The sequence below is a fragment of the Celeribacter halophilus genome (genome assembly GCF_018860305.1).
Classification (GTDB): domain Bacteria; phylum Pseudomonadota; class Alphaproteobacteria; order Rhodobacterales; family Rhodobacteraceae; genus Celeribacter; species Celeribacter halophilus_A.
Genome location: NZ_JAHKPE010000031.1, coordinates 774,600 through 793,691, shown reverse-complemented (window position 1 = coordinate 793,691; position 19,092 = coordinate 774,600). Strand labels below are relative to the sequence as shown.

Below are 19,092 nucleotides of genomic sequence, written 5' to 3'. Positions count from 1 at the left end.
CCTTCCTAGCGATAATTCCTTTAAGTTCGCTTAATCGGTCGAAGAAGTTGCAGATCAGGGGCGGGTTCTCTTGTCTGACCCACAGGGATCGCTTAGACCGATGCAAACACTGATCATTCGAGGGCTTCCCGCATGCGTTTGTCGCGTTATTTTCTTCCGGTTTTGAAAGAGACCCCGTCCGAGGCACAGATCGCGTCGCACCGTCTGATGCTGCGGGCCGGTATGATCCGTCAGCAGGCTGCGGGGATCTACTCGTGGTTGCCGCTGGGCTATAAAGTTCTCAAGAATATCGAGAATATCGTTCACGAGGAACAGCAGCGCGCGGGGCATATCCCGCTTTTGATGCCGACGCTGCAATCGGCCGATCTCTGGCGCGAAAGCGGGCGGTATGACGATTATGGCGAAGAGATGTTGCGCATCACGGATCGTCACGGGCGCGATATGCTCTATGGTCCGACAAACGAGGAGATGATCACCGATATCTTCCGCTCTTATGTCAAATCTTACAAAGATTTGCCCCTGACGCTCTATCATATCCAGTGGAAGTTCCGCGACGAGATCCGCCCCCGTTTCGGTGTGATGCGTGGCCGTGAATTCTATATGAAGGACGGCTACAACTTCGATCTGACGAAAGAAGACGCGTTGCACGCCTATAATCGCCACCTTGTCTCCTATCTGCGCACCTATGAGCGGATGGGGCTTCAGGCGATCCCGATGCGCGCGGATGGCGGTCCGATTGGTGGGGATTATACCCATGAATTCCTTGTGCTGGCCGATACGGGCGAATCCGAAGTCTTCTACGACAGCGAGATCACCGATCTGAAATTCGGCGACCGCGAGATCGATTACGATAATGTGGAGCAATGTCAGGCGGTGCTCGAAGAGTTCACCTCGCGCTATGCTCGCACGGATGAAACCCATGACGAGGCGGTTTTCGCCGAAGTTCCCGAGGAACGCCGCCGTAGCGCGCGCGGGATCGAGGTGGGCCAGATCTTCTACTTTGGCACGAAATATTCTGAAGCCATGGGGGCAACCGTGCAAGGGCCGGATGGCAAGTCGACGCCTGTGCATATGGGCTCGCACGGCATCGGTGTCTCGCGTCTTCTGGGGGCGATCATCGAGGCTTCGCATGATGATAAAGGCATCATCTGGCCGGAAGGTGTGACGCCGTTCCACGTGGGAATCGTCAACCTGAAACAAGGGGACGAGGAAGCCGATGCCGCCTGTGAAGCGCTCTATAAATCCTTTGAGGCACTTGGGCTTGAGCCGCTTTATGACGACCGCAAAGAACGCGCAGGCGGCAAATTTGCGACGATGGACCTGATCGGTCTGCCGTGGCGCATCACCGTTGGTCCGCGCGGGCTCAAAAACGGTGTGGTCGAAGTCACATCGCGCCGCACAGGCGAGAGCGAAGAAATGACGCCGGAACTGGCCGTCGAGAAAATCGCGAAAATCTACGCGGATTTGTAACTCCGGCTGTTGCGACTTGCCTGATCGGCAAGAAGTCGCGACAATTCAAATTTGTGGGGGCGGGGTGTTTGTATCCCGCCCCCGAATCCTTTTAGCCTCTGGCCAAAGAAATCCGCACAAGACGGAAAAGAGGCAGATATGTTGAGAGCACTTGCCCTTACAGGCGGCCTGTTGGGGGCTGCCGTTGTTTCCCAGTTTCCAGAGTTTACCCAGCAATACACACAACGCCTCGGCGGTCAGGTTGAAGCGCTGGAAACCGTGCTGGCCGATTTCGATGCGTCCGCGCAAAAGGCGGAGATGACCCGTGAAGAGGCGCTGGCCTCTATGGGCGGATCGGTGTTTCTGGAGAACCGCAGGCGCGACATGCGCGACACCATCGAACGCCATGCGCGGCTTTCTGACGATCTGTCTGCCTTGCAGGATGCCTCGCCTCTGGAGCGTCTGACCATGCCTCATCGTGTCACGGATACTACTTTGGCGCGGGCAACTTACGAGGAGTTCCGTCCCGCCCTTCCACTGTCGGTTGAGGGCGCGATTTCGGCGCTGGTGGGCTATCTCGGCGGATGGCTGGCGGTCTCCGCACTTCTGGCGCTTCTGGCGTGGCCCTTCAAACGGCGCAAGTCCAAGTCGGGCCTCACGTTTTAATCCGCAATCCTCACGCCGCTTTCAACAGGGGAGACCGGTGGCGGTGCTTGACCTTTCGTGCGGCAAAGGGTTTTGTCTGGCAAACCTGTGAGGAGTTCCCCGTGGACGCGGCCAAAACGACCAAGCCCTTTTCCCGCTTCGAGTGGAAAATCGCCTTTGCCTATCTGCGCGCGCGCCGCGAAGAGGGCGGCGTGTCTGTCATGACATGGATTTCCCTGATCGGGATTACGCTGGCTGTTGCGGCGCTGATTATCACGCTGGCCGTGCGCACAGGGTTTCGTAGCGAATTTGTCGATACAATCCTCGGGTCCAATGCGCATGTGACGGTGTATTCCTCGATCTATGTCACCGAGGAGGGCACCACTTCGCGCAAAATTGCGGACTATGAGGGCTGGGCCGAGAAACTGCGGGCCGTGCCCGGAGTGACTCGGGCGGCGCCCTTGGTGCGCGGACAGGTGATGGCAAGCTCACGGGGTACCAATGCGGGGATCGAAGTCTATGGTATCGCGCCGGAAGACCTGATGACCATTCCGCGTGTGGCGATCACGCCCGATCAGCACTGGGGCGACGTGACACGGTTTTCCGAAGGCATCGCCATTGGCTCCGGCGTGGCGCGGGACTTGGGTGTGACCGTGGGGGACAAGATCAAAATCATCTCCCCCGACGGCGCCAAAACCGCATTCGGCACAAGCCCGCGCGTGTCGTCTTTCGAAGTTGTCTATGTCTTTTCCGCCGGCCGTTATGACATCGATAAAACAAGGGCTTATCTGCCATTTTCAGAGGCGCAGACCTTTTTCAACCGCGCGGGAACGGCTGATGAAATCGAGGTCATGGTCGAGCATCCCGAAGCAGTCGATGATATGGCCATCACGCTTTTGCAAGCGGTGGGTGAGCGCGGCATGATCTGGACATGGCGGGATGCGTCCGGTTCGTTCCTTCGGGCTCTCGACATCGAGGATAATGTGATGTTTGTCATCCTGTCGGTGCTGGTTCTGATCGCCGCGATGAACATCGTTTCCGGCCTTATTATGTTGGTTAAAAACAAGGGCCGAGACATCGGCATCCTGCGCACCATCGGCCTCACCGAAGGCTCCATTCTGCGGGTGTTTTTCATCTGCGGCGCGATTACCGGCGTGTTGGGCACGCTCTTTGGCGTGATCCTCGGAGCCTTGTTCGCGACCTATATCGATCAGGTGCTGAGCTTTGTGAACTGGCTCAACGGTGGCGGGGCGTGGGATCCGTCGATCCGCGGCATCTATGAACTGCCTGCCGAGCTGCGCGGGGTCGATATTCTCAAGGCTGTGTCGCTCTCGCTGGGGCTCTCTTTTGTTGTGACGATTTTTCCGGCGCGGCGTGCGGCGCGGATGAACCCTGTGGAGGCGCTGCGCTATGAGTGAGATGTTGTCCCTGTCGGGCGTCACTAAAACCTATAACGCCGGAAAACCCAACGAGGTCGAAGTGCTTCGCGGCGTCGATCTGACTGTTTCAAAAGGCGAAATCGTCGGGCTGATCGCACCTTCGGGAGCGGGGAAGTCCACGCTTTTGCACATCGCGGGTTTGCTGGACTTGCCCGATGGCGGGACCGTGCAAATCGCGGGGCAGGATATGACGGGTCTCGGTGACAGGCCGCGCACGGCGATGCGGCGTGCGGGGGTCGGTTTTATCTATCAATTCCACCATCTTCTGCCGGAATTCACCGCGCTCGATAACGTGGTTCTACCCCAGCTTGCCAATGCCGTGCCTGAAGCGGAGGCCGCCGATAGGGCTTTGAAATTGCTCGACAAAGTCGGCGTTGGAAAACGCGCACAGCACCGGCCTTCGGCGCTGTCGGGGGGCGAACAGCAGCGGGTGGCGTTTTGTCGGGCTTTGGCGAATCGTCCGGGGCTTTTGCTGGCGGATGAACCAACGGGGAACCTTGATCCGGAAACCTCGGCGCTGGTGTTCGACGTGCTGATGGGGCTGGTGCGTGACGAGGGGCTGTCGGCGCTGATTGCCACGCATAACCTTGAACTTGCTGCAAAAATGGACCGTGTGGTGCGGCTGGATGCGGGGCGGATCGTCCCCGTTTAGGCCCGCACGACACCCCTGTTGAGGCCGGATGCGACGGGCACCCGAAGGCTACGCACGACCCGTCGGCTTTATGTCGGACTTGTGTCGGATAGCTGTCGGGCAAAAAATCCGGCGCGCCTGCCGCCAATATTTCGCCCTGCAAGCTGACAAGGTAAGCCGAAACGATAAGCCCGAAAGCGGACCTGCCCACCTGCGGGCGGACAGGCCGTGAGGCGCGGTTTATTTATGCGCAGCGCCCACAAGCAAACCGACCGCTGCAACGGCCAAGACCGCTTCCAGAATACCGTTGCCGCGCGGCTGGGGTGCGGCCACAGGTGCCGCCGGTGCGGGGGCAGGGGTGACGACCACAGGCGTCGGCGCAGGCGCGGGCGCAGGCACCACGGGGTCGCGCGCGATAGCCGGTGTGGCCAGGACAAGAGCGACGCAGCCAGCAAGAGTGGAACGGGTGGTAAGTTTCGATCTGTGCATGATTGCCTCCTGTTACGATCGTGGAATTTGCACGGCGCAGCGGCGCGTTTCCGTCGCATGAGGGAGACGGGACAGCATGTTTCGGCAGATTTTTGCCGAATGTGATGCTGTCCCCAAGGCTTCCCCGATCATTCAGGGCGCGCCTGCGTGGTATTGGCGGGTTATTTGGGCAGTTTGGCAGAGGCCGTTGTCGTGGTCTGGTTCGCCGTGACCTGCGGCGTATGCAGAGGATCATCCGACTCCGCCAGCGCCGGAGAGGCCATCAGGGCGGCGATGGTGAGGGCGAGTGATTTGAAGAAATTCTGCATGGTTCTGTCTCCCTTTTGTGCGATTGGATTGGATAAAAGCACAAGGCCCCGCCACAACAAGCCCGCGCACGGGGATGTGTTCGGGGGTGACAGGGCCGTGATGGGGAGGCGTGATGTGGGGCGTGACCGTAGGTCAGTCGTCCGAGGTTTCGGACTCGGGGGATGCGCGGAAAAAGGCGGCGTAACCGCTCGCGATCAGGGCGAGACCCGTGATGATGACAGGCACGGCGATCACGTTGAAATCCTCGTCGCTCAATTCCCAAGGCTTCCGCAGCGGACAGTTGGTGCTGCCCGTCGGGGAGAAGCCACAGGCATAGCCTTGAATACCGACATACCACAGCAGAGCGGTGATGAAGGCGACAAGGCAGAGGAAAAAGAGAATGCGCATGGGTGGCTCGCTGCTTGGATCAAAAGCAACCTAGCGGTCCCTGTGCGTTCCGGCAATGAGGTGGGGAATTTCCCCGTGCCGATCCCTTTGTGTTGGATGCTCTTGCGGCTTGGTAGCTGTGGCCAAGATGTGGATCGCTTAGAGTTGACAGATTGGTTTTGCTAAGTTTTCATTTCGGCATAACTGCTAGGGAAATTTATCATGAATGATTATGAAGTCGGAGGCCCTGAGCTTGGCGCCATTCATCGTAAAGCCAATGACAAAAAATACTTTTGTTATTTCACGGGCTTCTTAGAAGGGATTTTAGCAAGTGGAGATATAGAAGCTGGTGAGGTGGAGCCGCTTCTACTTCAGTGTGTTGAATTTGTTGAAAATGTTGGAGATGAAGACGCTTTTGAAATCGTTGAAGACTTTAAGGCGGATATTTTGGAAGCGGCGAGTCTTGCAGACGCAATTGAATATCGGTTGCGTGAAATTGACTTGGAGTGTGAGCGAAGTGCCTTGAACCGTTTTCTAGGCTTCAGCGCAGCAATTGCATGTGATGATCGAATTACATTACTTGAGGCACAGCAAGTCATTGCATTTGCGAATGAGTTTCCTTCTGTATTGAACGACATCGGAGTTCGGGCAGTCGTGTCTTGTTGTTTGGATGCCTTAGAAGATGGTGAAATTGATCCCATTGAATCATCCGCCATTTGTGCTTCAATTACTCGGATAGTAGGCGATAGCTATGCGGATACGGGCGTGTCGGCTCTTGGTTCAGTTCCTGTTTTTGAAGAGGAAAAAATTGAACTGATCGAGGACGGGACAAGTTTTGTATTAACGGGCAATTTTTCCATATCGCCACGCCGGATTATCGAAGAAGCGATTATAGAAAACGGCGGGATTGTTGCGAAATCACCAAGTAAAAAAACCGATTTTGTTGTAGTGGCATCGGAAGCTTCGAGGGATTGGGTGCAAACTCATAAGGGCACAAAGATTATTAAGGCGATCAAACTGCGCGAGGAGTTGGGGCGACCAAGATTTGTGTCGGAATTTCAGTTGTTGAAAATCCTCAATCTGTAGGCCCCCCCCCCCTTCACGCAAACCTGTTTGCGTGAACCCTCCTACACATCCAATTCCTCGACAAATTTCGCATTCGCCTGAATATACTGGAACCGCAATTCCGGTTTTTTCCCCATCAAACGCTCGACCAGATCCGCCGTTTCCCCCGGTTCGTCCTCGTCAATCGTCACGCGGATCAGTTTGCGGGTTTCGGGGTTCATCGTGGTTTCTTTCAGATCCTTGGCATCCATTTCGCCAAGACCCTTGAACCGGCTCACGTCGATTTTGCCTTTGCCACCGAGGCCTTTCTCCAACCATTCGTCGCGCTCTTTTTCGTCGAGGCAATAGACCCGTTTCGCGCCCTGCGTCAGGCGGTAGAGCGGCGGGCAGGCGAGGTAGAGGTGGCCTTGGTCAATGAGGGGGCGCATCTGGGTGTAGAAGAATGTCATGAGCAGCGAGGCGATATGTGCCCCGTCCACGTCCGCATCGGTCATGATGATGATGCGTTCATAGCGTAGGTCTTCGACGTTGAAGCGCGTGCCCATGCCGACGCCCAGAGCTTCGCAGAGGTCGCTGATTTCCTGATTGGAGGTGAGCTTGTTCGAGGCCGCGCCCAGCACGTTGAGGATTTTACCTTTGAGCGGCAGCAGGGCTTGGGTTTCGCGTTTGCGTGCGCCCTTGGCCGAACCACCCGCCGAGTCGCCCTCCACGATGAAGAGTTCGGTGTTGGAGCGGTCTTTGGATGTGCAGTCGGTGAGCTTGCCCGGAAGGCGCAGTTTCTTGGTTGCGGATTTCCGTTGGGTTTCTTTTTCCTGACGGCGGCGCAGGCGTTCTTCGGCGCGCAGCACGAGGAAGTCGAGGATGGCGCCTGCGGATTTCGTGTCGGCGGCGAGCCAGTTGTCGAAGTGGTCGCGCACGGAGTTTTCCACGAGGCGTGCGGCTTCGGAGGTGGCGAGGCGGTCTTTGGTCTGGCCGACGAATTCGGGGTCGGAGATAAAGCAGGAGACCAGTGCGCAGCCGCCTGTGATGAGGTCGTCGCGGGTGATGTCCTTGGCTTTTTTGTTGCCGACGAGTTCGCCGTAGGCCTTCACGCCTTTGAGCACGGCGGCCCAGAAACCGGCTTCGTGGGTGCCGCCTTCGGGGGTTGGCACGGTGTTACAGTAGGACTGGATGAACCCGTCGCGCGAGGGGGTCCAGTTGATCGCCCATTCGACCTTGCCGGGCACGCCGAAGCGCGGCTGGAATTCGACGGTGCCTGCGAAGGGGCGTTCGGAATAGGTGGTCACGGTGCCCAGCGTTTCGGTCAGGTAGTCGGCCAGACCGCCGGGGAAGTGGAAGGTGGCCTCGGTCGGTGTTTCGCCGTCCTCGATTTCGGTTTTCCAGCGGATTTCGACGCCGGAGAAGAGGTAGGCTTTGGACCGCGCCAGTGTGAAGAGGCGTTTGGGTTTGAAGCGGTGTTTGCCGAAGATCTGTTCATCGGCGTGGAAGGTCACGGATGTGCCGCGCCGGTTGGGGGCGGCGCCGATCTTTTCGACGGGGCCTTGCGGGATGCCGCGGGAGAATCGCTGTTCGAACAGTTCCTTGTTCTTGGCGACCTGCACGACCATGGAATCAGAGAGCGCGTTGACCACGGAGGAGCCCACCCCGTGAAGCCCGCCGGAGGTCTGGTAGGCCTTGCCGGAGAATTTGCCGCCCGCGTGGAGTGTGCACAGGATGACTTCGAGTGCGGATTTGCCGGGGAATTTCGGGTGCGGATCAATCGGGATGCCGCGTCCGTTATCGGTGACGGTGACGGAATAATCGGCATGCAGCGTCAGTTCGATGCGGTTGGCGTGGCCTGCGACGGCTTCGTCCATCGAGTTGTCGATGATTTCGGCCACAAGGTGATGCAGCGCACGCTCGTCGGTGCCGCCGATATACATACCGGGGCGTTTGCGGACGGGTTCCAACCCTTCGAGCACTTCGATGGAGGATGCGTCATAGGTGTCAGGGCCGGTGCCTAGGAGGTCGTCGGACATGGTTCGCTCGATTCTCGGACTGTTCTCGTTTGAACAAGGATTAGACCATCCGAGACCAAAAGGCGCAAGCGGTAGCGGTAAAGGAGGGAAAACCTTGCCCCAGATCAAAGAAAGGCGAAGGATTTTCATGTAACATTCGGGTGACAAACGCACAATTTTACCAAAACACTGGAGATATGTTCGCATGACGACGATTCCGAAGCCTGCCGCCAATACGACTTCTGCTGCCAAACCTGTGGCGGGGGTGACATCGGAACCCAAACCCGCCGTTGCCGCCTCGGATGCGGCGCAGGGCACCGATCTGCATGGCGGGCCGAAGAACTTTCCGACCGTGACGCCGGACAAAATCCGCGATGCTTTCGAGAGCGGCAAATATCCCTACCGCAAAAAGATGACCCGCCGCGAATACGAGGCCGAAAAGGTCGCGCTTCAGGCCGAATTGCTCAAGGCGCAGCTCTGGGCGCAGGAGGCAGGCGAGAAATTCGTCCTTCTGTTCGAAGGGCGCGATGCAGCGGGCAAAGGCGGCACGATCAAACGCTTTATGGAGCATCTCAACCCGCGTCATGCCCGCGTTGTGGCGCTGAACAAGCCGACAGACAGGGAAAAGGGGCAATGGTTCTTCCAACGCTATGTCGAGCATCTGCCGACCAATGGCGAACTCGTGCTCTATGACCGCTCTTGGTATAACCGCGCCGGTGTGGAGCGGGTCATGGGCTTCTGCACGCCCAATGACTACCTCGAATTCATGCGCCAGACGCCGGAATTTGAACGGATGCTGACGCGTTCGGGGGTCAAACTCTACAAATACTGGTTCTCCGTGACACAGGCCGAACAGCAACGCCGCTTCAAAGCGCGTGAAACCGACCCGTTGAAACAGTGGAAACTCTCGCCCATAGACAAGGCGTCTCTGGACAAATGGGACGACTATACCGAGGCGAAAGAGGCGATGTTCTTCTACACTGATACGGCTGACGCGCCGTGGACGATCATCAAGTCCAATGACAAGAAACGCGCGCGGATCAACTGTATGCGCCACTTCCTTTCGACGATCGACTATCCGGACAAGGATTTTGATGTGGTCGGCCAGCCGGACCCGCTGATCGTGGGACATGCAGGCCATGTGGTGCATAAGAGCGAACATATCCTTGGCACCGCACTGCATCCGGATGCCCGCCGTGGCAAAAACGGCAAGGCCTGACATCTGATCCTGTGCATGCCCCGTCCTGCCTTCAAAGAGGCGGGGCGGTTTTTTTCATATCTTTACGCAAATCTTTTGCGGCAAACCTTTCGCGTAGGGCGCTAGCCATTTGCGGCGGCGAATTTCTGCATGAGATAGGGGCCGGAAATGACGCTTTGCGTGGCCCCGCCCGCGAGGGGTTTGACCTCCGCATGCCAGTTCGGCTGATGGAAATAGGCAATCGACATGCGCCGTTTGGTAGCCCAGTCCGGCGGGGTGACAACGCGGTGCAGGGTCGAGGTCCAGCGTCCACCGGTCCAGAGCGCCATGAGATCCCCGATATTGATGACAAAAGCCCCGTCAATCGGTGGCACGCCCTTCCAGTCTCCTTCGGGCGTCAGGATTTCCAGCCCGCGCGAACCGGGTTCGGGCAGAAGAATGGTCAGCGATCCATAATCGGTATGCGCCCCTGCGCGAAGCTGGTTTTCTTCGGGCACGCTGTCCTGCGCGGGGTAGTTGAGCGCGCGCATCCCTGAAATCGGGGTGGAGATGAAGGGCGCGAAATGGTCTTGCGGCAGGTCCAGCGCCACGGCGAAGACCTCCATGATCCGCGCGGCCAGCGCCTCCATCTCCGCATAATAGCTGCGCCACGCTTCTTTGAAGCCGGACAGGGCGGGAAAAGGCGTCGGCGCATAGCAAAAGGCCAGCGCGTCAGGATCGGTTTCGCCCTCGGGAATGGCGGCGGGTCCGCCATTGAAGCTTTCCTTGAGATCGGGCGGGGTGTCCTCGCCGCGGGACTTTGCCAAGGCTTCGGTGCCTGGCCCGAGATAGCCGTAAGGCCCGCCGGAGACGGGGGCAACGGCGTGTTTTTCTTCGGGAGATTGCGCGAAGAAGCTGCGCGCTTGCGCCCAGAGCGCGTCGATCACCTCTTGGGGGACGCCGTGACCGGTGACGGCGAGAAAGCCGGTTTCGCGACAGATGCGGTCCACTTCCGCCCCGATTTCGGCACGCCCCTCAGGGTCGGCGGCGTGAAAGGCGGAAAGGTCGAGAAGCGGGAAATCTGTCATCTGGCGGCTTTCTGTTGTCTTTGCGCGATGAGAGGGGTCGGGCCGTGGCCTGTCAATCCGTCCGGTCCCGCACAAGGGGTTTGCGGGAGGCGTTGCGGGGATTGCAGGCGCGGGTGATCTGTTGTCTGGTCGGAAAAGATGCGATTTCCAGACGCACCTTTTGACGCGGAATTTTTCAGGCGGGACACAAGCGGACCCATGCAGACCACATCACAGATCAAGCTGCGTCCGGCAGAGACGCGTGACGCGGGAGAAGTTGCCCGCCTCGTGGCCGCATCTTTCGCGCAGTATACGCCGCTGATCGGCAAGCCTCCGGCCCCTGTGCTCTATGACTATGCGGCGCTGGTTGCGACGGGGCGGGTGTGGCTTGCGGTTGCGGGGGAGGAGCTGCGCGGGATGATCTACAGCTATCCGGAGGAGGATGGTGCGGTCATGCTGGATGTGCTGGCCGTTTCCGAGGCCGCGCGCGGACAGGGGCTTGCCAAGCGTCTGGTGACGCAGGTCGAAAGCGGCGCACGCGCAGAGGGGGCGCGGCTTGTGCGGGTCTATACCAATGCGGTGATGGCTGGGCCGCAGGTGCTTTATCCGCGACTGGGCTACAAAGAGACCCATCGCGGAGAAAGTGACGGTTATATGCGTATCCACTACGAAAAGCGGCTTTGAGAGCGCGACTTTGAGGGAGGTCAGTCCTTGTCGGGCGCGTCGGTCTCGCCAAAGCCGTGCATGCGTTTGGCCCATTGAAAGGCCACGATCATGCCCTTGAACCGTGGCAGGAGGTAGAGCGACAGGGCCACCGTGCCTGTGGCGAAAATGGCGATCAATGTCAGCGGATCGGGGCGGAACTCGACAAAGACCCAGCCCAGAAGCGGTGCCATGAGGTGCCCGACCACGAGGATGGTCAGATAGGCAGGCCCGTCATCGGCGCGGTGATGGTGCAGGTCTTCGCCGCAGACAGGGCATTCGTCGCGCACTTTGAGATAGCTTTTGAGCATGGGGCCGCCGCCACAGGCAGGGCAGCGGCGTTTCCAGCCCCGCAACAGGGCAGGGCGCAACTCGCGGGTTCCGTCAGCCTGCGGGGTTTGCGATGGGCGGACGCTCTCTGTCGGCGCGTCTATATGTGTTTCAGTCATTTGAGGATCGCCTCTTTCGTGCGGTTTGTGCGTGCGGAGTCGGGCGGAGTTTATCCTGTCTGTGATGTTTTGCGGTCGCGCGGATTGTCCTTGCGGCGCGATGTCGCGCCACATGCAGCCGCTTGGCCTGTTCCTCCTCCTGTTGACGCTACCATGACCAAGGATCACGCCTCTGTGAAGGGGGATATTTGCGTTGGAACCGACGGAAAGCCGCAATGGGTGCGTTTATAAACCATAGAAAGCGCGGAGGAGGAGCTTTGATGCCCCGCGTAAGAGTAACCGATATGAGGTATAAAATGAAACGTAAGACACTTATTTCCGCCGCCGCTTTGGTCGCCGTTCTGGGTAGCTCCTTTGCCGCCTATGCCGCAGGCAACGGTGCGCAAGAGCGTCCGCGTGGCGAGATGCAACAAAACGGCCCGCGTGTTGGCGGGATGCCGTTCGGGCCGGAGTTCGACTTTGCCGCTGTGGATGCGGATGGCGACGGCAAGATCACGCAAGAAGAGATCGACGCGTTCAAAGCGGCGAAATTCGCCGAGGTCGATACCAATGGTGACGGCACGGTGGATGCCGACGAGCTTTATGCGCATCAGGAAGCCAAACGTGTGGAGCGGATGAAAGCCCGCGCTGCGGGGATGGTCGAAAAGCTTGACGCCAATGACGACGGTGTGCTGAGCGCGGACGAGTTGCAACGCAAAGGCGGCGACAAGATGTTTGACCGGCTGGACCGTGACGACGATGGTGCGCTGAGCGAAGAAGAGATCACCGCCATGAAACGTCACATGATGGAGCGGATGCAAGACCGCGACGGGCGTCATGACGGTCCGCGTCAAGCTGGCAAGGGCGATGATGGCCGGATGATGCCGCGTCGCGACGGTGGATGTGAAATGCCGCCGAAGCCGATGAAAGGCCAGCCCGCCGCACCGGCTGACGCACCGGCCGAGCCTGCTCCGGAAGCCGCACCTGAGGCTGCTGCCGACTGAACCGGCTAAAAACACGGGTCGGGGGCAAATGTCCCCGATCTCGCGATGGACCTGCGCGTGTGTTTGGTTTACGCAGACCCGGTGATGAATATGCCACTTGATGCCTTGAACGATGTCTCCGACGAAGCCTTGCTGATTGCCTTTGGCAATGGGGACAGGGCGGCTGCGCAGGCCTTGACGATGCGCCTGACGCCGAAAATGCTGGGCTATGCGGCGCGGTTTCTCAAAGACCGTGCGGAGGCCGAGGATGTGGCACAAGAGGCCATGCTGCGGCTGTGGAAAATCGCACCGGACTGGCGACAGGGTGAGGCGCAGGTGAGCACATGGCTCTACCGCGTTGTGACCAACCTGTGCACGGACCGGCTGCGCAAGAAGCGCGGGAAAGGGCTCGACGAGATCGCCGAGCCGGAAGACGGACGCCCCTCGCAGGAGGCTGTTATGATGCAGCGTCAGAGGGTCGATGCCTTGCAGGCGGCTCTGGACGATTTGCCGGAACGCCAGCGCGAGGCGGTGGTGCTGCGCCACATCGAAGGTCTGGGCAATCCCGAGATTGCCGAGATTCTGGACATTAGCGTCGAGGCGGTCGAAAGTCTGACCGCGCGGGGCAAGAGGGCGCTGGCCAAGGCTTTGGCCTCCCAGCGCGAGATATTGGGGTTCGAAAATGACGGATCGTGACGACAAACGGACTGGGGAACTGACGGATGTGGCCCTGAACGCGCTTTTTGCCGAAGCGCGGGAGGAAACGGCCCAGCCGTCGGGTGATCTCATGGCGCGGGTGCTGGCCGATGCCGAGGAGGTGATGGCGCAGCGCGAGGCCGAAGAGGCTGCGCGCCTTGCCGCCATGCGTCCGAAACAACGCCATCCGGTTATGGAGGCCATTATTGCCACGCTGGGCGGTTGGCGTGCGGTGGCGGGGCTTGCTACGGCTGGTGTGGCCGGACTGGCCATCGGGCTTGGTGCGCCGACCACCGTGACCGCGCTTGCGACCGGCAGCTATGTGAGCGACAGCGCGCTGGGCATCGAGACCAGTGATGGCGGCTATGAGATCGACGATCTGATGCCGAGTTTTTACGATCTGGTGACGGAAGGATAAGTCATGACGGACGAGATGACGACAAAACCGGATCGCTCGGACAAGACAGGGCTGCGCTGGAGCCGGATTGTTCTTGTGGCGTCTCTGGCGCTGAACCTTGCGGTGCTGGGCGTCGTCGGGGGCGCAATCCTGCGCTGGGACGCGGGTATGGACCGTGCCCGTGCGCTACAGGTGCGCGATTTCGGTTTCGGACCTTTTATCGGTGCATTCGACACACCGGAACGGCGCGCCTTGGGGCGTGAATTCCGGCGTTCGACGGGGGATCCGAAGGTTGCACGTCAGGAAATTGAAACGATGTTTCAGGACATGCTTGAGGCGCTCAGGGCCGAGCCGTTTGAATCCGAGCGTTTCGAGGCACTGTTGCTGAAGCAGCAACGGGATTTCTCCGAGCGCCAGAAAATCGGCGCGGAACTGGTCGTGGACCAGATCGAGGCGATGCCTGCCGAGGCGCGGATGGCCTATGCAGAGCGGTTGGAACAGATGATCCAGGACCCGCCACGTCCGCCGCGTCTCGAAGATGAGGGCGGGAAGCCGCCTGTGCGGCCCAAGGATTAACCGGACAGGGCCTTCTCCGGCCCGTCTCCCTGTCCTGTCGCCCGGTTCTGTCACTCGGTTCTTTCATGCAGTGCGGCCATCGTGTGCCGGAGCCTTACGGCTTTTCGGGGTCAGGCCGCGTAGGAACCGAGGGTCACCTGATTGCGCCCTTCAGCCTTTGCGGCATAGAGGGCACGATCCGCGATTTCGAGCAGCGTATCAATGTCGGAGGGCGCGGGGCCTGATGCCCCACCCATCGCCAAGCCGATAGAGGCGGACACGGTGACCGGCGTTCCATCCGCAGTGACCGTGGCGGGCTGTGAACAGATCGCGGTTCTCAATCTTTCCGCGACCGTGCGCGCCTCCACCAAGGAGGTCATCGGCATACAGACCAGAAATTCCTCGCCGCCGAAACGCGCCAGCAGATCCATGCTGCGCAGCGTGTCGCGCAGCCGTTTGGCGACTTCGACAAGCACGGCATCACCGACGCCATGTCCAAAGGTGTCATTCACGGCTTTGAACTTGTCGATATCAATCAGCATCACGGCAAAATGCTTTTGGTTTTCCCGAGCTTGTTCGATCATGTTTTCCAGATGCGGGATCGCGTAGTGCCGGTTGTAGAGGCCGGTCAGCTTGTCCCGTGTGGCAAGCCGCAACCCCTCGTCAAGGGTCAGGGTCAGCAGGTCGGCCTCCTTCTTGCGGCGCATCTGGGTGCGCAGGCGCAGGGCCATTTCCTCCGGATCGGCGCCACGGGTGATGAGGTCATTGGCCCCCAGATCAAGTGCCATAAGGGCCTCATGGCGGTCCTGCTGGCCGTGGACCACCACGATACCGGCATTGCGCGTGGCCTGACGTGCCCGCAGATCGGAGATCAGCCGGAGCCCGTCACGCGACCCGCCCGCCTGTGCGGAGACCACATAAAGGTCGGAAACATCGCCGTGATAGATGGCCTCCAGAACGTGATCGGCCCGCTCTATGGTGATGTCATCATGCACCATCCCCTTGAGACCCGCACGCCATGACATGGCCTCCTCCGTGGTGGAGCCGATCAGGGTGATCCGGCCGGGGGTCTCATAAGACTGCGCGGCTTCCGAGAAGCCCAGAGCATGGGCGGTCTCATTGCGGCGGCGGAGTTCTTCGGAGGTGGCAGAGGCCCGCATGAGCGTGCGCACGCGGGCGTTCAGGGTCAATTCATCCAGTGGTTTCGAGAGAAACTCGTCCGCGCCGGCCTTGAGCGCGGAGATTTTGGCATCCGGTTTTTGGGACGGCGTGATGATGGCGACGGGAATATGGCGTGTGCGCGGGTCGGATTTCAGCCGCTGGCAGGCCTCGTCACCGCTCATATCCCCGAGGTTGCTGTCAAGAATGATCAGGTTGGGCCGCTTGTCGCAGGCAAGCGTCAGAGCTTCCTCTCCGCTGGAGGCCTGTGTGACATCGTAAAAGGCCGCGGAAAGTTTGACCTTCAGGATGATCCGGTTGGTCGGCACATTGTCAGCGATGAGAATTCTGCCCGCCATGTCACTGTCCCTTCCCTTAGCTGGTCGTTTTGCGTCGATGCCGTTCTGGCGCGTGTGTGTCGTTTTCTGGATTGTTGTTCCGATCCGGGTGTTTCTGCTGTTGCCTATGGGGAGGACTTTCGGTGAGAAAGGTTAAGAAAGCGTTTCCAATCATTGAGGGTCTCCACAGATGCAGCAAGAATCCGCCGAACTGATCGGTTTGAAAGTCCTGGGATGGCTGGCGTCCGACGAAGATATTTTTCCGGTTTTTCTGGGCGCGAGCGGGATTGCGGCCAATGAGTTGAAAGAGCGGGCAGGAGAGGTGGAGATTCTCTGTGCCGTGCTGGATTTTGTGACGATGGATGACGAGTGGGTGCAGGCCTGTGCGCGTGCCACGGGGATCGATCCGCATGACCCGATGCGCGCGCGTCAGGCCCTGCCCGGCGGCGCCCAGATACATTGGACGTGACTCCATGCAGATGACCGGACCTCAGGGGCAAAAGATCGAGGCCATCCTGTTCGACAAGGACGGGACGTTGATGGATTTCCAGCGCAGTTGGGGGCCGTGGACCGCGTGGGTGATTGAAAGCCGAAGCGCGGCTCAGGGGGCGGATAAAAACGCTGTGGCACAGGCGCTTGGCTTTGATCTTGCCGCGCAGACATTCCATCCGGACAGCGCTGTGATTGCCGGCACGCCGGAAGATGTCGTGACGATTTTGCAGCCGTTTTTCCCCGCGAACACGCCGCAAGAGATTGTCGGCTGGCTCGATCCGGACGCCACGCATTTCACGCCCGCGATTGTGCCGGGGGTGAAGGAGAGCTGTGACGTGTTCGGGCGTCTTGGGGTGAAACAGGCCGTGGTGACCAATGATTTCGAAGCCGCCGCGCACGATCATCTGGAGCTGATGGGGCTGGCGCATCTTTTTGACGCGGTGATCGGCTATGACAGTGGCTTTGGCGGCAAACCGGCTGCGGGGCCGTGTCTGGGGGCTGCCGGACGTCTTGGTGTCGCGCCCGAAGCTTGTGTGATGGTCGGGGACAGCTTGCATGATCTGGAGGCAGGGCTGCGCGCCGGTATGATCCCTGTGGCGGTGCTGACAGGCGTGGCAGGGGCCGAGGACCTCGCCCCTCACGCGGCTGTTGTGCTCGACAGCGTGGCGGACCTTCCGCAGTGGCTTTGCTCATAGCCTTTTGAATTTAAACAATTTCAACAAGCTGCATCGCGTTTTCGCCGGAATTGGTAATTTCTTAAGAGTGTTGCGCTACATCTCTCCCATGTGAACGTGGGAGGCATGGCACTCATGCATGGTATGATTAACTGGGCGCTTCAATGCTTTATGCGGGACACTTATGGCCCTGACATCTGGGAAGCTGTTGTGCGGACGGCGGATCTGGGCTTCGATAATTTCGAGGCGATGTTGAGCTATCCGGACCATGTCTCGCTGGAGGTCTTGCGCTGTGCCGCGCGGGAGTTGCACAAGCCTGCGGAAGCGTTCCTTGAGGATCTCGGCACCTATCTCGTGTCGCATCCCAATGTCGAGGCCATCCGCCGTCTATTGAGATTCGGAGGGGATAATTACGTTGAATTTCTTTTCTCTCTCAATGAGTTGGAGGGACGGGCGCGCTTGGCGCTTCCGGAACTCGAAATGCCCTCTCTGGGGGTCGAACCGGTCAAGGAGGGGCAGTTCCGCCTCAGCTGTTCACATGCCTTGCCGGGGGCCGGCTATGTTATGGTCGGGGTGATGCGTGCGATGGCTGATGATTACGGCGCTCTGGTGTTTCTTGAACATCAGGGGTGGCGTGATTCAGGGGAAGAAACCGTCACGATCAACCTGTTGGAAACTGCCTATACGGAAGGGCGGAGCTTTGAACTGTCCGAACGGCTTGTGGGGTAAGACGTGAGTGTGGTGACGCCTGTGACATGCGATGTGAACCCGCTTCTGGCCTTCATGCCGTTGAGCCTGACCTTTTCCGACGCGGGGGTGATCCTCTCGGTCGGCCCGACGCTCGCGAAATTGCGCCCTGCGGAGACATTGATCGGCCAACAGGTGACAGAGGTGTTTGTGCTGCGCGATCACGGACGGGGGCGCGGCGAGGGGCCTGTGCCGTTGAATACCAAATTGTCTCTCACCTTCCGCTCCGGTCGCCCGACACCGCTCAAGGGGATGGCGGTGGCACTTTCGGGCGCGGGGGTGAATTTCCTCAACCTGTCTTTCGGAATTTCCATCGTGGATGCCGTGGCCGACTACCGGTTGAGCGCGGGTGACTTTGCGCATACCGATCTGGCGATTGAAATGCTTTATCTGGTGGAGGCGAAATCTGCCGTTATGGAAGAGACCAAAGAGCTGAACGCCCGTCTGCAACGCGCGAAAGCCGCGGCGGAAGAACAGGCCGTGACCGATATGCTGACGGGGCTGAGGAACCGGCGGGCGCTGGACCAGCATCTGGAACGCCTTTTGCGAAGCAACACGCCCTTCGCGCTGATGCACGTTGATCTCGATTATTTCAAAAAAGTGAATGACACATTGGGCCACGCCGCCGGAGACGCGGTCTTGAAAAAGGTGGCCGGTATTCTGCGGGAAGAAACCGGAGAGGATGATCTCGCGGCGCGTTTGGGCGGGGATGAATTCATTCTGGTCTATAGGACATGCCCTCATGACACAGACCTCGTGGCAAAGGCGCAACGCCTGATTTCGCGGCTGGAGGAACCGATTCCGTATCTGGGTAAACCATGCAGAATTTCGGCCTCTATCGGGATCACGACAACCGGATTTTATGAGGCGCCTTCCGCGAAGCTGATGATCCATGACGCCGATCTGGCGCTCTATCAGTCCAAAGATGACGGGCGGGGGCAGGCGACGATGTTTGATCCGGTGGCCCATTCCAGGGGTCGGTCCCAGCCTCGGAGAGAGACTGCGGAGCGTGCGAGATCGCATGGAGGATAGCGGCGTGAGAGCTGTGTTGGAAAAATTGTGTAGAAAATTGCATTTCCATAAAGAATCCCTCTTGCGCCGCCCGCGCGTATTTCATAGATACGCGCCACGCCAAGCGCGGTCCGTTCGTCTATCGGTTAGGACGCCAGGTTTTCAACCTGGAAAGAGGGGTTCGATTCCCCTACGGACTGCCACTTTTCTCCCCCTACAATTTCAACGGCTTTTGATGAGCGCCTTTGCTTGTGAAATTCTGCTGTTTCATGTGTCC

22 protein-coding genes and 1 tRNA gene are annotated in these 19,092 nt (G+C 59.2%); 16 read left to right on the top strand and 7 right to left on the bottom strand.

From position 1 onward, the window contains the following. Positions 1-132 precede the first annotated feature (132 nt). The 4 genes from proS to KO492_RS15700 all read left to right on the top strand — a co-directional run bounded on the left by proS (position 133) and on the right by KO492_RS15700 (position 4,185). Positions 133-1,470 (top strand): proline--tRNA ligase, encoded by a 1,338-nt coding sequence (gene proS, locus KO492_RS15715; protein ID WP_216045797.1) that lies wholly within the window; start codon positions 133-135, stop codon positions 1,468-1,470. A gap of 138 nt (positions 1,471-1,608) precedes the next feature. Beyond that, positions 1,609-2,115, top strand: a complete 507-nt coding sequence (locus KO492_RS15710; RefSeq protein ID WP_216045796.1) for a DUF2937 family protein — start codon at positions 1,609-1,611, stop codon at positions 2,113-2,115. A gap of 101 nt (positions 2,116-2,216) precedes the next feature. Further along, positions 2,217-3,512: a lipoprotein-releasing ABC transporter permease subunit gene (locus KO492_RS15705; RefSeq protein ID WP_216045795.1), complete on the top strand. Its 1,296-nt coding sequence runs from the start codon at positions 2,217-2,219 to the stop codon at positions 3,510-3,512. After that, the gene (locus KO492_RS15700; protein ID WP_216045794.1) at positions 3,505-4,185 is read left to right on the top strand and encodes an ABC transporter ATP-binding protein; all 681 of its coding nucleotides are present in this window, start codon (positions 3,505-3,507) and stop codon (positions 4,183-4,185) included. The genes KO492_RS15705 and KO492_RS15700 overlap by 8 nt, the downstream gene beginning before the upstream one ends. A gap of 219 nt (positions 4,186-4,404) precedes the next feature. Here the strand turns inward: KO492_RS15700 and KO492_RS15695 are convergent, their stop codons facing one another. The 3 genes from KO492_RS15695 to KO492_RS15685 all read right to left on the bottom strand — a co-directional run bounded on the left by KO492_RS15695 (position 4,405) and on the right by KO492_RS15685 (position 5,349). Beyond that, the gene (locus KO492_RS15695) at positions 4,405-4,653 is read right to left on the bottom strand and encodes a hypothetical protein (RefSeq protein WP_216045793.1); all 249 of its coding nucleotides are present in this window, start codon (positions 4,651-4,653) and stop codon (positions 4,405-4,407) included. Between the two features lie 161 nt (positions 4,654-4,814). Further along, positions 4,815-4,961 (bottom strand): hypothetical protein, encoded by a 147-nt coding sequence (locus KO492_RS15690; protein WP_216045792.1) that lies wholly within the window; start codon positions 4,959-4,961, stop codon positions 4,815-4,817. Positions 4,962-5,094: 133 nt separating this feature from the next. Next, complete coding sequence (locus KO492_RS15685; protein ID WP_216045791.1) at positions 5,095-5,349, bottom strand: hypothetical protein; 255 nt, start codon at positions 5,347-5,349, stop codon at positions 5,095-5,097. A 201-nt stretch (positions 5,350-5,550) separates the two neighbouring features. On the opposite strand from KO492_RS15685, the gene KO492_RS15680 reads away from it, so the two are divergent. Then, the gene (locus KO492_RS15680; protein ID WP_216045790.1) at positions 5,551-6,414 is read left to right on the top strand and encodes a BRCT domain-containing protein; all 864 of its coding nucleotides are present in this window, start codon (positions 5,551-5,553) and stop codon (positions 6,412-6,414) included. A 41-nt stretch (positions 6,415-6,455) separates the two neighbouring features. Here the strand turns inward: KO492_RS15680 and parE are convergent, their stop codons facing one another. Further along, positions 6,456-8,411, bottom strand: coding sequence for a DNA topoisomerase IV subunit B (parE, locus tag KO492_RS15675; protein ID WP_216045789.1), 1,956 nt, complete (start codon positions 8,409-8,411; stop codon positions 6,456-6,458). Between the two features lie 184 nt (positions 8,412-8,595). Here parE and ppk2 point away from each other — a divergent pair, with 184 nt between their 5' ends. Then, positions 8,596-9,609 (top strand): polyphosphate kinase 2, encoded by a 1,014-nt coding sequence (ppk2, locus tag KO492_RS15670; RefSeq protein WP_216045788.1) that lies wholly within the window; start codon positions 8,596-8,598, stop codon positions 9,607-9,609. Between the two features lie 101 nt (positions 9,610-9,710). Here the strand turns inward: ppk2 and KO492_RS15665 are convergent, their stop codons facing one another. Continuing rightward, the gene (locus tag KO492_RS15665) at positions 9,711-10,655 is read right to left on the bottom strand and encodes an isopenicillin N synthase family dioxygenase (RefSeq protein ID WP_216045787.1); all 945 of its coding nucleotides are present in this window, start codon (positions 10,653-10,655) and stop codon (positions 9,711-9,713) included. Positions 10,656-10,853: 198 nt separating this feature from the next. Between KO492_RS15665 and KO492_RS15660 the strand changes: the two genes are divergently transcribed. After that, entirely contained in the window at positions 10,854-11,318 is a 465-nt protein-coding gene (locus KO492_RS15660) for a GNAT family N-acetyltransferase (protein ID WP_216045786.1), read from the top strand. 20 nt (positions 11,319-11,338) lie between these two features. Here KO492_RS15660 and KO492_RS15655 read toward each other — a convergent pair whose 3' ends face one another. Further along, the gene (locus tag KO492_RS15655) at positions 11,339-11,785 is read right to left on the bottom strand and encodes a DUF983 domain-containing protein (RefSeq protein ID WP_216045785.1); all 447 of its coding nucleotides are present in this window, start codon (positions 11,783-11,785) and stop codon (positions 11,339-11,341) included. A gap of 296 nt (positions 11,786-12,081) precedes the next feature. On the opposite strand from KO492_RS15655, the gene KO492_RS15650 reads away from it, so the two are divergent. The 4 genes from KO492_RS15650 to KO492_RS15635 all read left to right on the top strand — a co-directional run bounded on the left by KO492_RS15650 (position 12,082) and on the right by KO492_RS15635 (position 14,416). Beyond that, entirely contained in the window at positions 12,082-12,768 is a 687-nt protein-coding gene (locus KO492_RS15650) for an EF-hand domain-containing protein (protein ID WP_216045784.1), read from the top strand. An 84-nt stretch (positions 12,769-12,852) separates the two neighbouring features. Beyond that, positions 12,853-13,443, top strand: coding sequence for an RNA polymerase sigma factor (locus KO492_RS15645; RefSeq protein WP_216045783.1), 591 nt, complete (start codon positions 12,853-12,855; stop codon positions 13,441-13,443). Next, complete coding sequence (locus KO492_RS15640) at positions 13,430-13,861, top strand: dihydroorotate dehydrogenase (RefSeq protein WP_216045782.1); 432 nt, start codon at positions 13,430-13,432, stop codon at positions 13,859-13,861. Before KO492_RS15645 ends, KO492_RS15640 begins: the two co-directional genes overlap by 14 nt. 3 nt (positions 13,862-13,864) lie before the next feature. Continuing rightward, entirely contained in the window at positions 13,865-14,416 is a 552-nt protein-coding gene (locus KO492_RS15635) for a periplasmic heavy metal sensor (RefSeq protein WP_216045781.1), read from the top strand. A 110-nt stretch (positions 14,417-14,526) separates the two neighbouring features. Here KO492_RS15635 and KO492_RS15630 read toward each other — a convergent pair whose 3' ends face one another. After that, complete coding sequence (locus tag KO492_RS15630; RefSeq protein ID WP_216045780.1) at positions 14,527-15,912, bottom strand: diguanylate cyclase; 1,386 nt, start codon at positions 15,910-15,912, stop codon at positions 14,527-14,529. A gap of 169 nt (positions 15,913-16,081) precedes the next feature. Between KO492_RS15630 and KO492_RS15625 the strand changes: the two genes are divergently transcribed. The 5 genes from KO492_RS15625 to KO492_RS15605 all read left to right on the top strand — a co-directional run bounded on the left by KO492_RS15625 (position 16,082) and on the right by KO492_RS15605 (position 19,018). Then, positions 16,082-16,360, top strand: coding sequence for a DUF3572 domain-containing protein (locus tag KO492_RS15625; protein ID WP_216045779.1), 279 nt, complete (start codon positions 16,082-16,084; stop codon positions 16,358-16,360). A 4-nt stretch (positions 16,361-16,364) separates the two neighbouring features. Then, positions 16,365-17,078, top strand: a complete 714-nt coding sequence (locus KO492_RS15620; protein ID WP_216045778.1) for an HAD family hydrolase — start codon at positions 16,365-16,367, stop codon at positions 17,076-17,078. A 114-nt stretch (positions 17,079-17,192) separates the two neighbouring features. Then, positions 17,193-17,786, top strand: coding sequence for a heme NO-binding domain-containing protein (locus KO492_RS15615; protein ID WP_216045777.1), 594 nt, complete (start codon positions 17,193-17,195; stop codon positions 17,784-17,786). A gap of 3 nt (positions 17,787-17,789) precedes the next feature. Further along, complete coding sequence (locus KO492_RS15610) at positions 17,790-18,836, top strand: GGDEF domain-containing protein (RefSeq protein ID WP_303578314.1); 1,047 nt, start codon at positions 17,790-17,792, stop codon at positions 18,834-18,836. A 107-nt stretch (positions 18,837-18,943) separates the two neighbouring features. Next, a tRNA-Glu gene (locus tag KO492_RS15605) sits at positions 18,944-19,018 on the top strand. The last annotated feature ends 74 nt before the right edge of the window (positions 19,019-19,092 follow it).